Consider the following 16553-nt stretch of genomic DNA (forward strand, 5'->3'; position numbering starts at 1 on the left):
AGGGAGATAATAAAATAAATCCAGATGCGGATTATATCGTTCGTTTGCATCGTGCACGTTTCATGTAGGCAGCCCTGTATTCTGCCGGGAAAGACTGTTTCTCCGGCAGAATCTCCTGGGGATGAGCTTACACAATTATTGGCTTATAAATGATTTTTAAGCATCACATGTAATCAATGCAAAATACGATTTATTCAACAAAGCCACCTTAGTAATAATTTGCATGTAAAACACGCATCTTAATATTCAATAATAATTTATAATGACTGTTAATCTTGATGTCGTGATATAAAATCCATAATAAATATCCTCCGGCATAGCCGGAGGTTTTTCATATGCGCCTATAAGGCTCTGTTACCAGCCGCGCCCTAACAGGCGCATCGCGATCTGACATTTGCATCTATGGATTACTTACGGCCCGTAAACGGGCTACCCGGATATGGGATCGAGAGTTGCTCACCCAACTTATCTTGCTCCAATTGGTGCTTTATGTATTCTTGTATCTTCGATGTATTCTTTCCCACCGTATCTACATAATACCCTCGACACCAGAATTCTCGATTTCGGTATTTAAACTTCAAATCGCCAAATTGCTCATAAACCATCAGGCTACTCTTACCCTTCAGGTATCCCATAAAACTCGACACACTCATCTTCGGCGGGATCTCCAGAAGCATATGGATGTGATCCACACAACATTCTGCCTCCACGAGGTTCACGTTTTTCCATTCACACAACTTTCTTAATATGCCGCCAATTGCCCTACGCTTTTCTCCATAGAACACCTGCCTTCGGTACTTCGGCGCAAAAACGATGTGATATTTACAGTTCCATCGGGTGTGCGCTAAGCTCTTTTCGTCCCCCATGGGACCCCCTTTCAATTTTTTGCTTAACTTTTGCAGTTGCCAGACCGCAAGGTGTTTTAACAAATCGAAAGGGGTTTTTATAACCGACTTATAGCTGAAAGCTTTACGGAACCCCCAGCCTAGCTGGGGGTTTTCTATAGACAAAAAAACAAAAGAGACATTGCCCTTTTGTTTTTTTAACCTATTTATTTAAATTGAGGGAGATAATCCTTATTAATCTCAATCATTTCATCCAGAATCTGTTTAGTAACATTTCCTTTTCTCACTAGTGGGTTAATTGTCAAGGCCTGAAGAGCTGTACCGTAGTCACCTTCAACACCTGCCTTAACAGTTAATTCTTCAAAGGCTTTTTGCAGCTGCAATGTTCCACGAATTGCTGGGTTCTCAATGGCAGGAATATTTAATGGGTGCGCCCCAGAAGCTGTAATCAGCGATGTTACTTCAATCGCACAATCTGGAGGTAGTTCGGAAATAGTACCATTATTACGTGTATTTACGTGCATAAGGATACCTTTATTATTGTAAATGCTATTAATCAATTCACATGCTGCATCAGAATAGTAAGCGCCACCACGTTCTTCAAGCTGCTTAGGCTTAATATCAAGATTAATATCTTCATATAATTTAAACAGTTCTTTTTCGATCGCTTGGACCTCTTCCCCGCGCGTTACGAAATCTTTTGCATCCATTTCCTTATGCTCAGAATCATCCTGCATATAATAGTACTGGTGATAGCCACACGGAATTGCATTAAGTTGTCTTAGTTGCTCAGGCACCCATATTACCTTACCGAGGTTTTTGGGTAACTCGAAGTCATCCCCTTTACACATTCGATTGATGACTTCTTTAATATGATCTTTCCCTTTATTATCCCAAATGTGAAATGCATGGATAAAATGGTTTAGGCCAGCGAACTGTATCTGAACCTTTTCCCCAAGTAATTCCTCGATGCCATATTGAGTAATAACAGGAACATTGCACAAGCCAATAACTTTAACGCTGGTGTGCTTTAATACAGTTTCAGTAATGATACCTGATGGATTAGTAAAGTTAATAAGCCAGGCATCTGGACAAATGTTTTCAATATCTCGACAAAGATCTAATGTCACAGGAATGGTTCGCATTGCTTTTGCAAACCCACCGATACCATTTGTTTCCTGACCAATCATTCCATATTTATGTCCAAGACGTTCATCTTTAATTCGGGCAGGGATCATGCCTACCCTCATTTGAGAACATACAAATAATGCGCCTTCTAACGCCTCAGCACGATTGAAGGTAATCGTCAGATTAATTGGCAAGCCCGCTTTTTGAATCATTCGTTTAGCAAAAGCACCAACGGTTTCAACTTTATAACGACCTTCCTCAATATCATACAAGCAGATATCAGTAATAGGCAATTCATGGTACCTGTTGATAAACCCTTCAACGATTTCCGGAGTATAGCTGGAACCACCACCAATAATTGCTATTTTAAGCATTTTGTTTTTCCTTACATTGACGATACAACTCAACAAGTTCAGTTGCAATTTCTTTGCATAACATACCATTCATAATATGATCTTGGATGTGGGTTAAAATTAAGGTCATTTGTATTTTACCTTTACCCTCATCCATACTAATTAATTCAGTCTGACATTTATGGACCTCTTTGAAGATTTCATCAGAGATCTGTAACTGATGAAGTGCTTCCGAATGAGAACCCTCGCGAGCTTTAAAGATAGCGTCCATAGCTGCGCTTTTAGCAGCACCGGCCTGACAAAGTAAATTCATTAAATATTCTTCATCAAGAACAGAATTAGTTTCCATAGTTAAACCTATATTTATAATTTAAATTAGATCATTCAGTTTTTAATTTGTTGCGCCGACTCTTCTTTTAACAAAGATCTTTCATATATCTTAAAGAATGGAAAATATATAATAGTGGCAAGAGTAAAGTTAATTGCAATAACTACCAGTGCCTGAACTGACCAGTTTGTTGCCCACATAGCGCCAATCGGAGCAGGCGTGGTCCATGGCGGAAGAATAACAATCCGATGAAGCAGTTCAAGTTTAAATGCAAACCATGTTACGGTACCACAGACTAAAGGTGCCACGACCCATGGAATAAAGAATAAAGGGTTGAGCACAATAGGAGTACCGAATACCATAGGCTCATTTATATTAAAACAACCTGGAATCAATGATAATTTACCAATTGATTTTAAATGCAATGAGCGTGACCGCAAGAATAGTAGCACTAACCCAAAGGTCGCACCTGATCCGCCAAGCTGAATGAAAAAGTCAATTAATGGTTGAGCAAAAATCTTTGGTAGCTCTGTCCCTGGAGTACCTGCCGCAAGGGCTTGCTGGTTAACAGCTAAGTTTGATAAAACAAACGGAGCTATAACTCCGCTAGCAATCGTTGCCCCATGGACACCAGCCCACCATAGAACCTGAGCAACGAGGGTGATCAGCAACACAGCGCCCAGACTGTCTGAAGCAGAAATAAGAGGTTTGAATGCTTGCATTATTAACTCAGGAATGATCATCCCAGTTTGCTTGTAAACAATCACACTCAGTGGATATACAACAACCATGACTAAAGCTATTGGAATCAGTAAGTCAAAGGACTGCCTGATTTTATCAGGAACTTGTTCTGGTAGTTTTAATCCAATGTTGTTTTTTATTAAGAAGTGCATCATCTCAGGAATGAAAATCCCGATGATCATTGCCGTAAAAATTCCTGTCCCCCCCATATTTGCTATGGGTAGTGCTTCATTGCTCGTCATGGGGGCTGAAAGCATTAAAAACGTTACTAGTGATAAGATACCTGCAAGAAATGGGTTAAGTTTACGGTAGTTCTTGGCTAAGTTATAACCAAGTCCAGTTACTACCCATAATGCCATTATTCCCATAGTATAATTATATGGAGCCATAATTTCATTATGATATTTCGCGGCAAAAACGGTCCAAAAATTTACTGTTTGCTTTGAAAAAGGAGGGTACGCAATAACAAGCGCAAATGAACCGACAATAATAAAAGGGATTGCACCAATAAAGGCGTCCCTAATTGCCATAACGTGTCGTTGAGCCCCGATCCTACCCGCAAAAGGCGCAAGATGCTCTTCTAAGAAATAGAATAATTTGTTTTTCATAAGACACCTGGTAATTATATTTTTGACAAGGCTTGGTTTATGGCCGCTTTTTCAATAAACATGCCGAAATATTTCATTTATATTTTAAAATAAGGTAGTTATTTTTTCATAAAACACCTGGCGATTAGATTTTTGACAAGGCCTGATTTAGAATTGCTTCACCATTAAGCATCCCATAGTCTTTCATTTCTATTTTATAACACGCCTTACCAGACTCATCGCATCGTTTTTTAAAATCATTAAACTTATAACTTACCTGTGGAGCTACCATACAAATATCATAACGTGGCAGCATGTCTTCAAACTCAGAAATTGAATATGCTTCAATAGCGACATCAAGATTTTTCGCAGTTACGACTTTCCTCATGTTATTAACAACCATTGATGTCGACATACCCGCAGCACAACATAAAAAAATTTTAACCGTCATGATAAAGCCTCTTTAAATATGATTATATAATGCATCTCTCTTATCGTGCGTAAAACTCAAAGCTGTATTGATTTAATCGGAAAATATTGATGCTATACTCGAATACTTTTCCTTTTTCATATTCCCCCATTGAAATTACTTTCAAAAGTGGGTGGTTTACTTTGACATCAAGGACTTTGCTTAACCTTTTATCAGCCAGTTCAACTGATACGATTTGTTTATTCCCATAAATACTTATTCCTTTCGAACGGACATAGCTATATTTTGATCCTGACATAATCTTGACGGTTAGGTCAGAAAACATATTTACTGGCATGTATGTCCTTTCAAAAATCTCAGCTTCATTATTTATATATCTGATGCGCTCAATATGAAAAACCTGATCTGTAGGTCCTAAACAAAGCCGTTCACCTACCATTGCATCTGGATGAATGATCTCAAATGTTATGACTTTGGTAGTGACTTCTTTTCCTTGTTTCTTAATCTCTTGCTGGAAACCCGTTAGCTCAGCAGCGCCATGAATCGCTGATTTATTTTTCTTTACATAAGTACCTGACCCCTTCACTCTTACAAGCAAATCTTGCTCCGCCAGTAAAGCCAGTGACTTACGCAGGGTCATCCTGCTTACGTTATAAATCTCACATAGCTCGACTTCGGTGGGCAGCATGTCTCCTTCCGAATAGAAACCCTCATTAATTTTATAGACTAGGTCGTCGGCGATACTGATATAAACTGGCTTCATATTAACTCTTATACATACTCACTAATGTACATACCGTATACATTTTGCGGTTGTATGTATACTATTAGTATACTCATATTTTATAATTTTGTGATCGGACTCACATAGCTCACGCGCCACTATCTGAAGGCTGACGTGGTCCCCCTCAGTGTCATCATATAGATGTCACCCTCTATGAAAGAATGATCCAGAGAGTGATGAAGTGACACGTAAAGCGAATTTCCCCCGAGCATAAAGCTAGTGTGCTGGCAAAATTACGGGCATGGCCGTAGCCGCGGTTGCGCAGAGGGAAGGAACATCTGAAGCTATCCTGTGTAACTGGCGTAATCAGGCTAAATATGGGGAAAACCGGTGCGGGTGCAGACAAAACAGTGAACAATGACCAGCAGAAGCATTGGCGAAGGCAACAGCGATACTGTTGCTACGAAAACTATTACGGAGAAACTGAAGACGACTAACGCCGACGAATGAGCAATATCAATTTATCCGCCGGATAAATGAAGCCGTGGCAGTCAGTGCACATCATGCGTAGTCTGTCGTCAGTGGTGCGTGGTCGCTGGCATTATCTGTATCTGGTAGAAAATGAAAATGTGTTCAGTCGGAAAATAACTGGCGCTGAAGTTCACGAAAAAAAGAAATAGCCTTATTCGGCAATACTTCCCTAAAAGGACCTGTCTGGCTCAACATTCACAACAGGATCTTGATCAAGTCGCAGAACAATTAAATGACAGGTCGAGAAAAACACTGAAATTTAAAACGCCAAAACAAGTTTTTGAAAATGATATTGCGTTGACAAGTTGAATCTACAGTAGTCTTTTTAAAATATTGTTTTCCATTTCAACACGTTGTAACCCTCTTTCACGTTGCATGTGCGTTGGCTACGCTCAGTTACTTTCCCCATCCTTGGGTCTCGCCCCTTTATGGTCGCTGCAAGCAGCGTTCAAATCTACTCCCGGCAGATTTGCCCGATGAACTTACTTGAGTAAGCTCATCGGGACTCCTTCACATACCACCGCCCTGCAACTCGAAATCTATCGGGTATATATTAAATGGTAAGGAACCATTAGATTATATAGCCGGCTCACCTTCGTAAGCTTTTCTGTAGAGCTCGATAACTTGTTCTTTAGTCGCTTTACGCGGATTGGTCAGCTGACAAACGTCTTTTTTAGCATTTTCAGCCATAATGGCGAAATCTTCTGGTTTAACACCAAGGCTCTTCAGATCACGAGGAATACCAACTTGCTTGCTCAATCTTTGAATAGCGTTGATAGCTTTAACCGCAGCATCATCAGTGGAAAGACCAACTATATTTTCTCCCATCGCTTCTGCAATATCCTTGAATCGATTAAGATTGCTCATTAGGTTAAATGATTCTATGTAAGGTAATAGAATTGCATTACATACACCATGCGGTAAATTATAAAAACCGCCAAGCTGGTGAGCCATAGCATGCACATAACCTAAAGAGGCATTATTAAATGCAATGCCGGCCAAATATTGAGCATAAGCCATATTGTCTCTGGCTTTCATATATTCACCATTAGCAACAGCCTTAGGTAAATATTGGGTAATCATTTTAATTGCTTTTAATGCTGCGGCATCAGTAAGTGGATTAGCCATTGTTGATACATACGCTTCAATCGCATGGGTCAATGCATCCATCCCCGTTGCGGCAGTTAACGAGGGCGGCATACCTACCATTAACTCAGGATCGTTAATTGAAATTTGCGGTGTAACACGCCAGTCGACAATGGCCATCTTAACTTTGCGGTCGGTATCGGTAATGATGCAAAAACGCGTGATTTCAGAGGCCGTGCCGGCAGTGGTATTAATTGCCATTAACGGGATCATATCATTACTGGATCTATCAACGCCTTCATAGTCCCTTATATTTCCGCCATTAGCCGCAACCAGACCAATGCCTTTAGCACAGTCGTGTGACGATCCACCACCAAGCGAGACTATTGAATTACAGCCTTGTTCCCGATAGACCATAATGCCATCAGCGACGTTTTTATCTGTCGGGTTAGGTTCCGCACCAGAGAAGACATGAGTGTCAATTCCCGACTTTTTATAAATTTCAGCGACTTTATCCGCCATACCACTCTGAGCAAGAAATTTGTCAGTAACGATCAGTACTTTTTTAGCGTTTAGCGTTTTCGCTAATTCACCTACTTCTTGCACACTACCTTCGCCGAAAACATTGCGTGTCGGTAAAAAATAATAAGTTGACATGTATTTTCCTCTCATTGATTAGTCTTTGCATTGTGTCCATGAATATATTTAAGCTATCGCCACAAAAATAAAAAAACACCACCAAAATTTTCGGAAACATATTTTCACAGAAAATTGATACAAACTTATAATGTCACTATACCCGCGGCGACAGGACACCTGCTGGGAATAATATATGAAAATCAAATAATAATTGTGAACAACCTCACAAAATATAAGGTTTTTGTCATTAAAAGGTTACAGATATATCAGCACTATTGTTGCAAGATAATACGATGGTGCAACCTCATCTATTTATTTTATTGATAAAAATAACAAACGCTTTCATATTCCAATATATCCATTAATGCCACGTTCTTACATCATAAAAATATAAGTTATATTTCGTAGACCACCCTCTAAAGTAGCATAAAATGCCACCATGTGATTTCACCATGTAACATCAGCCGTGAATACGAAGGAAAGCATCATTATTAAATAAGGAAATGCCAAGCACCCAAAAACCTCGAAGAAAACTTTGATCTGCAACTGTTTTCCGCCACCACGGACAGGGGTATCCCCCACGCCATGTAACCGCCGTTTCTATGAGAAGGCTGCCGATTTAGCCTATAGCTTACCAATAAGAAACAAACTGTAATGATAATTAATATTGACATTTAGTTGATTAAACATTAGTTTCAGATGAAATAAATGCCTAGTCAATATGTTGTAAGCATGAAGAAAAAACTTGCTGAAAATACCTATCCACTTGGTTTGCTGATTCACTTGGCAAACCAATTTAAAGATCAATTAATTAATGAATACCTTGCCGGTAGTGACATTACCGCTGCCCAGTTCAAGGTCTTAATCAATATTCGTAACGGGTTTGTCAGTCCGGTGGAAGTGAGTAAGAACATGATGATGGACGGGGGTGCACTGAGTCGCATGATCGAACGGATGGTGAAACGGAAACTGATTCTGCGTCTGCCTCACCCCAGCGATAAGCGTCAAGTGATCTTGGCGTTGACTGAAAAAGGGACGACGATTTGTCAGCGTTTCGAGCTGGAGGGGATACAGATTTTACCGGTACAGATGACCGCCCGGCTAACCCCGCAGGAAACGGAACAACTCACACAGCTCCTCACCAAGATGTTGCCGAATGACGTCATAGAACGCTTTTTCCCTCAATAAACGAACAAATGGCAAAGGTCATCATCACCATGGAAACAAAACCAGATTCCCCTCTTCCACACACCAGTCGCCGTAAACGTAATTTTGCTGTTTTGCTGGTCATTTTGCTGTTGGCTGCTGCTGCTGGTGGGATCTACTACCAACTGTACGTGCGTTTTTATGAGACCACCGACGATGCCTATGTTGATGGCAACCAGATAACACTGACACCACAAATCGATGGTACCGTGACAAAAATCAGTGTTGATGTCGGAGATTATGTAAAGAAAGGACAAATACTGGTGCAACTCAGTCCGAGCGATACCTTCATCGCCTTGCAACAGTCGGAAGCGTCGCTGGCCAAGACCGTGCGCCAGGTGCGTGGTCTGTACAGTACCGTGGATAACTATCAAGCGCAGGTGAAAGCCAAGCAGGTGGCACTGCAACAGGCCATTGGTGATTATAACCGTCGTAAAGGACTGGCCGCCAAAGGCGCTATCTCCACAGAATCGCTGGCGCATTATCAGGATGCGGTCAACAGCGCCCGCAGCAACCTTAATGCAGTAGAAGAGTCTCTGCGCGTCAATCAGGCCATGGTCAATAATACCGTGGTCGACAATCATCCCGAGATCAAAAGTGCGGTGGCAGACCTACGTAGCAAGTATTTGGATTGGGCACGCTGCGCTATTGTTGCTCCAGTAAGCGGTTATGTTGCGAAGCGCTCCGTTCAGTTGGGGATGCACGTGAGTTCCGGCGCGACGCTAATGACAATCGTGCCCCTTGATCAGATATGGGTCGATGCCAATTTTAAAGAAAGCCAAATGCAGCAAATGCGGCTTGGTCAGCAGGTTACCCTGACGTCCGACCTTTATGGCGATAAGGTGATATACAAAGGTGCGATAGAAAGCCTTGGTATCGGGACTGGCAGTGCCTTCGCCTTGTTACCTGCCCAAAATGCCAGCGGAAACTGGATAAAAATCGTCCAGCGACTCCCGGTGCGCATTGCTCTTGATCCAGAAAGTATAAAGCAATATCCGCTGCGTATCGGTCTGTCGATGTACGCCAAAGTGGATATTCACAATGATCAAGGCAAATTATTACCCACAGAAACGGTCAATACGCCACGCTATCACACCGACGTTTACGACGTTACTCTTAAGCAAGCTGACGAACTGGTAGCGCAAATTCTCCATGACAACAGTTTACCGTTGACGAACACACATGGCTAAGGAAGGCAGTGATGAACGATAAGGCTGCTTTTACACCGCCGAGTCTGGCACTGGCGACATTTGCAATCTCGCTGGCTACATTTATGCAGGTGCTGGACTCCACGATTGCCAACGTATCGTTGACGACGATTGCCGGTAGTCTCGGTGTCAGTTCGGATCAGAGTACCTGGGTGATAACCTCTTTCGCCGTGTGCAACGCCATTTCCCTGCCATTGACTGGCTGGCTTTCCCGTACCATTGGTCAACTACGACTATTTATTGTCTCGGTTTTACTGTTCAGTCTTGCGTCTTTCCTTTGCGGTTTTGCGCAGAACATGACAGAGCTGATTATTTTCCGGGCCTTACAGGGTTTCTTTGCCGGTCCAATGTACCCCATGTGCCAAACGCTGTTGCTGATGATATTCCCACCATCCCGACGCAACATGGCACTGGCACTTTTGGCGATGGTGACAGTAGTAGGTCCGATCGTCGGCCCTATTACTGGCGGCTGGATCACCGATAGTTATTCCTGGTCGTGGATTTTTTACATCAACGTGCCGATCGGCATTTTTGCCTCGATCATTGTCTGGATGCAGCTACGTGACTGGCGGAATACCATAGAACGCGTCAGTGTCGATTATATCGGTATTGGGCTGTTGGTCATCGGCGTTGGTTTGTTGCAGGTGGTGTTGGATAAAGGCAATGATCTGGACTGGTTTTCTTCTACGAATATTGTAACGATGTCGATTATTTCCGCCATCGCGCTGGTGTCCTTTATTATCTGGGAGTTGGGAGAACGCCACCCGATTGTTAACCTACGGCTGTTTGCCGACCGAAATTTCACTGTCGGCACGCTATCGTTGATGCTCGGGTACGCCGCATTTTTTGCCATTAACGTGATCCTGCCTCAATGGCTTCAGAGGTGGATGGGATATACCGCAATCTGGGCGGGACTGGCAGCCGCGCCAATGGGGATGTTGCCAGTGATACTGTCGCCGATTATTGGACGTTATGGCAACCGGGTGGATTTACGGCTGCTCGCCACAGTGTCGTTTGTGATCATGGGAGTATCATGTCTGATGCGCTCTCAATTCAACACCAATGTAGATTTCATGACCATTGCCGGTGTGCAGCTATTCATGGGAATGGGCGTGGCGTTTTTCTTTGTGCCACTGACCTCTATTTTGCTCTCGAGTCTGCATGGCAAGGATGTGGCTGAAGGCTCAGGACTGGCAACCTTTTTGCGCGTATTGGGTGGGAGTTTTGCCTCATCGCTTTCCACCTGGATCTGGTCAAATCGTGAGATTTATCACCACGCGATACTGAGCGAAAGCGTGTCCATATATAACCCGGCGGCGGTAAGTTACCTCCATCGGATGGGCGGTATCACGCAAACCAATCTGGCGCAACTGGATAAAACCGTGCAACAACAGGCGTGGATGTCCTCGACTATCGATTACTTCCATTTATTGGGGTGGGGATTTCTGGGACTGATCGTGGTTATCTGGTTTGCCAAACCACCGTTTACGACGCCAGGAACAGTATCGTCAGGACATTAACTGGCTTAACGATATCAGAGCGTCGCTGATGAAGGAACAGAGGCGCACGCCATAATCCTTGCCATAAAGCGATCCTGAATACGTCAAAAACCCGCACACTCCCTTAATCTGTGTCACAACCGACTGCCGTCTGTCTGCAACGCCAAATCTATTGGGTATATAATTCGCTAACTTATTCAGAAATGGACGAAATAAATGAAAGTGTTAACTTTTGGAGAAATGATGTTGCGGCTGAAACCTGTTGGTAACAATCGCATTATTCAGTCTGATGTCTTTGAAGCCGCCTATGGCGGTGCCGAAGCCAACGTCGCGGTATCATTATCACTGCTTGGAAATAACGCCGCCTACCTGACCAAATTGCCCAAAAATCTATTGGGTGAAACAGCACTTTCCACACTGCGTAAATATGGTGTCGATACGACAAAAGTGTTACGTGGCGGAAACCGTTTGGGGATCTACTTCTTCGAGAAAGGTGCCAGCGTACGCGCTACCAATGTCGTCTATGATCGTGCTGGGAGCGCTTTCGCGGAAGTGAAACAGACAGAGTTCAACTGGGAAGCCATTTTCAGGGATGTCGATTATTTCTATTTCTCCGGTATCACTCCCGCCATTTCAGTCGAGCTGGAACAAGCCGTAACAGCTGCCTGCGTCTACTGCCAGAAGCATAATATCCCGGTGGTCTGCGACATGAATTACCGTGGCAAGATGTGGTCACCAGAAAAAGCGCAAACAGTGATGTCCAGGCTGATGCATTACGTCACAATTTGTATCGCCAATGATGAAGATTTCGAAGCGACGCTCGGCATCAAGGCATTTGATGGCGATATGTCCCGCGGCATCGAACAGATTGACGCGTTTAAAGACGGCATGCAGGAAGTCACTAAAAGATATCCAGGTTGCAAGATGGTAGTCAGTGTCCTGCGTAATATCCAATCCGTCGAAGACAGCCAGTGGATGGGGCTGCTGCTGAGTGAAGGTACATTCTATGAAACCAACCGTTACAATGTGCATGTAATGGAAGGCGTTGCCGCAGGTGATGCTTTTGGCGCCGGCTTAATGCACAGCCTGCTACACAAATTTGACACACAGGAAGCGATTGAATTTGCGATTGCAGCCAGCGTATTGAAACTGACCATCAGCGGTGATTTGAATCTGGTTCAGGAGTCAGATATCCGCGCGGTGATGAAAAAAGGCGGTGGCGCAAGCCTCAGCCGTTAAGCGGTAGGAAAAAGTATTCCGGCTGAAGCTATCGGCCGGAATACGCCCACCGCTGACTGAATGACATCTGACTATATAAAATACAACCCAGGTAATAGCTGCTTGTCCACAATTTGCCGCCACAATGCCGTGGCACGCCAGCGCAGGTTAAACACGCTCGACAATCATTGCCACCCCCTGCCCACCGCCGACACAGAGTGTTGCTAATCCCAATGTTTTATCCCGGTTAATTAATGCATATAACAGCGTTACCAGAATACGGGCGCCAGACGCGCCAATCGGATGGCCCAGCGCGATAGCGCCGCCATTAATATTGGTTTTATCCATATCCAGCTTCAACTCATTACCGACGGCGATAAACTGGGCGGCAAACGCTTCGTTGGCCTCAATAAGATCGATATCCTTAATCGTCAATCCCGCCCGGATCAACGCCTTACGCGTGGCGGGCACCGGGCCAATGCCCATTACGGCGGGATCTACACCACAGGTAGCATAGCTGCGGATTCGTGCCAATGGTTTAATTCCCTGACGCTGGGCGGATTCCTCACTCATCACTAACAGCGCGGCTGCACCATCATTAATCCCCGAGGCATTGCCAGCGGTTACCGAACCAGCGGGATCAAATGCCGGGGGTAATTTGGCCAGACTCTCCGCCGAGGTATTCACCCGTAGGTGTTCATCAATAGCAAAAAGGCTATCTCCACGCTTACTTTTCAGCGTCACCGGGATAATCTCTTGCCGAAATGCACCGCACTCAATCGCAGCGGCGGCCCGCTGTTGAGACAGTAACGCAACATCATCCTGAGCCTGACGGCTGACATGCCAGCGCTTCGCGACATTCTCAGCGGTGATCCCCATATGGTAATGATTTATGGCACAGAACAGACCGTCATTAACCATAACATCGGTCGCTGTCTGATCCCCCATTCGGTATCCCCATCTGGCATGATTAAGTAAATAGGGTGCGGCTGACATATTTTCCATTCCCCCCGCCAGTACAGTATCCGCATTGCCGGACACAATATTTTGCACTGCGGAAATAACGCTATTCAAACCGGAGCCACAGACCATATTTACACTGGTTGCCGGTGTGGTATCCGGCAGGCCTGCCAGCAGCGACGCCTGACGTGCAGGATTTTGCCCGAGTCCGGCTTGTAGCACATTACCAAAAATCACTTCATCAATTACCGACAGTTCAAGTCCCGCCCGATTGACCGCGTCTTTCATTACCAACGCCCCCAATTGCGGCGCGGTAAATGTACTTAGGCTACCGCCAAATTTGCCGATTGCCGTACGGACGGCACTGACAATAACAAGTGATGTCATAATTGCCTCTTGTAATGAAAAAATAAAATCGGATATTTTTCTAAAAATAAATAACAGAGATATTTAACACCATATAAGATCACCATAAAATAAAACACAGGAATGGCTATAGTTATCGCCAATTTTTATTTTCAGTCAGAATTAATCATCATAGATATTACTTATTTTCGGTCATATCATTTTCCGATCGTCACTCACCAACAGATTATTTAATTGGCATACTGAATCCAAGATGAAAGAATGAAACATCAGCATCATTCTTCGCCCGCAGCGAGAGCAATATCCTGGCATTTACTGAGAACGAACCAAAATCATAAGCCAGCAAAGGGCCAACCAGCACATGCTCCATTCTATTCCCCTCGCCATAAAAACCCGATATTGCCGATACCGTTTTTCCACCAAGCTTATCGTCAGTGATTTGCTTGGTATAATTACCAATCAATCCCACGGTAAAGTTATTAATATTTTTAGCTACAGTAACATCCAGATAATAGGTTATACCTGAACGATAGTCGGTCGTTTTATTAGTGGTATTAATATCCAGAATATTATTAAAAGTGATATTCCAGTCATCAGCTAAATACGTTAATGCCAGATTTGGTTCCACCGTCCAGTAATCATTGCCAATAGACGTAGAAGCCTTCACATTACGTCCAGTGGATGCATCATAGGTATAACGAAACTTGCCGTTACCGGTATAAAGGGTCAGCCCACTCCCCAGATAGTACCCACCGCCCAGATTCCATGACAGAATAGCTGGCGTGATGGCGGTATTGACCATACCACTACTGCTCACAATGCTACTGCTGTCCGCTCCGCTGATCCGTGTCCGCGCCCACTTGTATGGCTGTGCAACAGCGACGGCATAGCGCGCCCCCAACATCTCCCAGCCAGGCACCCAAACCAACGCCATCACGGAACTGACATTCGACGCCTTAATGCTTTGCCCGGCTGGCGTTCGGGCTGTTTTTCCCTGCCCATTCTTCAGCTTGCCCCCTTCATAATCGGTATCCATCATCAGGTACAATCCCGGTGGTGGCAGCACTCCGGCCGCATTACCCGTCGTTGCGCCGGGTTGCAGCGGACTGATGCCCTCTGCTGCGCTGGCGTAACCCGTGATAGCACTGATATAAAGCATCACCGAATAAATCATGTATTCAGACACTGATTTGCTATAAAACATCCGCCTTTCCTCGCTAAGATAGTTTTATGTCGTCACTTATTCAGTACGATGTGATGAATTATCAGTGAACACGCCAGCATCCACTGGCGTCACGTCAGTCTGCCAAATCAACAGCAACGCGATGGCCCCGACACCCAGCAATAGCAGGTAGGCGCCGGTATACCCCCCCAGATATGCCAGGCCAAAAGCCAGAATAGAAAATGCAAAACAGCGCACGACGGATTGAATGGGATGCACAATGCCGATCGCGCGCACATAGAGGCGACGGGGAAACTTGGTAGCAATCAGCGCAGTGCTTAAATTAGTGGCACCCGGCAGGCTAAAGCCGATCATCAGCAAAGAGACCCACAGCATGGCGGTATGCTGGGCAAACAGGTTGATCACCACGGAAACCATCCACCAGGCGGTGTAAATCAGCAATGCGCGCTTGACCCCAAGGCGGTCATTGATCCACCCCCAGCCGTATGCCCCCAGTGTGCCAAACAGCGCCGAAATGGACATATAGAAGATAGCGGTATTCAACGCATAGCCCATCTCCATTAACCGGGGAACAATCTGACTGACTACCCCTACCAGCATAATGTAGATGCCACCGGTGGAGATCCCCATAAACCAGACATCCCGCATGCGCAGCAATTGCCGGATACTGAGCGGGCAGACATAGCTGTCATGCTGCTGCATCCGATTACTCAGTTCGGCGACGGTGAGTTGTTCATTATCGGGAGCCTGTCCGACATCTTCGGGTTTATTGGCGACAAACAGCGACACCAGCGCAGCCATGACAAGCATCATGGTTGAGATACCCCAAAAACCATCCCGAACGCCCAGCCAGACGAACAACGTGGCCAGCGTGGGAACGAAAAACGCGCTGGAAAACGTCTGCCCCACCGTACACCACCCCAGCGCCCGTCCTGCCTTACGCACGAACCAACTGGTCATGATAGACGTGCCGCCCACGTAAGCAAAACCAGTACCAAAGAAACAGACGCCAGCGAACAGCAGGGTGAACCCCGTCAGCGAACTGCAGTGTCCCAACAGGCCAAAGCACAGCCCGCAGGCGATTAAGCAGAAAATGATGTTGAACTTTGGGCCTTTCTTTTCACATAACCAGGCACATATTGGCCCGGCAGGGATAGAAGCCCAGGAAGCGGGTGTCGCCAGCGCCAGTAGCGCGCTGTATTCCAGGTGGTAGGTCTGCGACAGCGCAGGCAGAATCACGTTCAGACCATGAGTCACCGCGCCGGCGGCAATCCAGAACATGACTGCCTGAAACACGATGATGGTCCAGCCGCGCGTACCAAAACCGTTGCGGCTGGCGGTAAAGAGAGGCGTATCACCCTGGGTAGAACAATCTGTGATCTCATTGAACGCAATATTATTTTTTTGCACAGTCATAAGGATATGCTCCCACAGCGCCGGTACGATAATGCGGCCAGACCGCTGTTATGCGTTGGTATCAGAAGGTTTTCCAATAATCCAATAGGTGGTCGTTCGGGAAGC

At 44.9% G+C, this 16553-nt stretch carries 14 protein-coding genes and 1 pseudogene; 5 read left to right on the plus strand and 10 right to left on the minus strand.

What is annotated here, in order from left to right; genetic code table 11:
* Nucleotides 1–407: 407 nt before the first annotated feature.
* From tnpA to RS889_RS14875, 6 genes are all read right to left on the minus strand, one after another.
* Entirely contained in the window at nt 408–866 is a 459-nt protein-coding gene (gene tnpA, locus RS889_RS14850) for an IS200/IS605 family transposase (protein WP_315707820.1), read from the minus strand.
* A gap of 185 nt (nt 867–1051) precedes the next feature.
* Nucleotides 1052–2347 (minus strand): 6-phospho-beta-glucosidase, encoded by a 1296-nt coding sequence (locus tag RS889_RS14855; RefSeq protein ID WP_315707821.1) that lies wholly within the window; start codon nt 2345–2347, stop codon nt 1052–1054.
* Entirely contained in the window at nt 2340–2675 is a 336-nt protein-coding gene (locus RS889_RS14860; RefSeq protein WP_021015381.1) for a PTS sugar transporter subunit IIA, read from the minus strand. Before RS889_RS14860 ends, RS889_RS14855 begins: the two co-directional genes overlap by 8 nt.
* Nucleotides 2676–2710: 35 nt before the next feature.
* Complete coding sequence (locus tag RS889_RS14865) at nt 2711–4003, minus strand: PTS sugar transporter subunit IIC (RefSeq protein WP_315707822.1); 1293 nt, start codon at nt 4001–4003, stop codon at nt 2711–2713.
* Between the two features lie 124 nt (nt 4004–4127).
* Entirely contained in the window at nt 4128–4433 is a 306-nt protein-coding gene (locus RS889_RS14870) for a PTS sugar transporter subunit IIB (RefSeq protein ID WP_315707823.1), read from the minus strand.
* 40 nt (nt 4434–4473) lie between these two features.
* Complete coding sequence (locus RS889_RS14875) at nt 4474–5100, minus strand: GntR family transcriptional regulator (protein WP_315707824.1); 627 nt, start codon at nt 5098–5100, stop codon at nt 4474–4476.
* Nucleotides 5101–5811: 711 nt separating this feature from the next.
* On the opposite strand from RS889_RS14875, the pseudogene RS889_RS14880 reads away from it, so the two are divergent.
* Nucleotides 5812–5976 (plus strand): annotated as a pseudogene (locus RS889_RS14880) (IS30 family transposase); the annotation flags it as partial.
* Between the two features lie 267 nt (nt 5977–6243).
* Here RS889_RS14880 and RS889_RS14885 read toward each other — a convergent pair.
* Nucleotides 6244–7410, minus strand: coding sequence for an iron-containing alcohol dehydrogenase (locus RS889_RS14885; RefSeq protein ID WP_021015377.1), 1167 nt, complete (start codon nt 7408–7410; stop codon nt 6244–6246).
* Between the two features lie 714 nt (nt 7411–8124).
* Here RS889_RS14885 and RS889_RS14890 point away from each other — a divergent pair.
* The 4 genes from RS889_RS14890 (at nt 8125) to RS889_RS14905 (ending at nt 12544) form a co-directional block, all read left to right on the plus strand.
* Nucleotides 8125–8580, plus strand: coding sequence for a MarR family transcriptional regulator (locus tag RS889_RS14890; protein ID WP_037380807.1), 456 nt, complete (start codon nt 8125–8127; stop codon nt 8578–8580).
* A gap of 29 nt (nt 8581–8609) precedes the next feature.
* Complete coding sequence (locus RS889_RS14895; protein WP_315707825.1) at nt 8610–9788, plus strand: efflux RND transporter periplasmic adaptor subunit; 1179 nt, start codon at nt 8610–8612, stop codon at nt 9786–9788.
* Between the two features lie 11 nt (nt 9789–9799).
* The gene (locus tag RS889_RS14900) at nt 9800–11326 is read left to right on the plus strand and encodes a DHA2 family efflux MFS transporter permease subunit (RefSeq protein ID WP_315707826.1); all 1527 of its coding nucleotides are present in this window, start codon (nt 9800–9802) and stop codon (nt 11324–11326) included.
* A 195-nt stretch (nt 11327–11521) separates the two neighbouring features.
* On the plus strand, nt 11522–12544 hold the full coding sequence (locus RS889_RS14905; protein ID WP_315707827.1) for a sugar kinase: 1023 nt from the start codon (nt 11522–11524) through the stop codon (nt 12542–12544).
* A gap of 147 nt (nt 12545–12691) precedes the next feature.
* Here the strand turns inward: RS889_RS14905 and RS889_RS14910 are convergent, their stop codons facing one another.
* From RS889_RS14910 to RS889_RS14920, 3 genes are all read right to left on the minus strand, one after another.
* Nucleotides 12692–13870 carry an acetyl-CoA C-acetyltransferase gene (locus RS889_RS14910; RefSeq protein ID WP_315707828.1) on the minus strand — a complete coding sequence of 393 codons (1179 nt, stop codon included), beginning with the start codon at nt 13868–13870 and terminating at the stop codon, nt 12692–12694.
* 205 nt (nt 13871–14075) lie between these two features.
* Complete coding sequence (locus tag RS889_RS14915; protein WP_315707829.1) at nt 14076–15053, minus strand: SphA family protein; 978 nt, start codon at nt 15051–15053, stop codon at nt 14076–14078.
* Between the two features lie 36 nt (nt 15054–15089).
* Complete coding sequence (locus tag RS889_RS14920; protein WP_315707830.1) at nt 15090–16448, minus strand: MFS transporter; 1359 nt, start codon at nt 16446–16448, stop codon at nt 15090–15092.
* Between the last annotated feature and the right edge of the window lie 105 nt (nt 16449–16553).

Source organism: Brenneria uluponensis (assembly GCF_032395385.1).
GTDB lineage: Bacteria > Pseudomonadota > Gammaproteobacteria > Enterobacterales > Enterobacteriaceae > Prodigiosinella > Prodigiosinella aquatilis.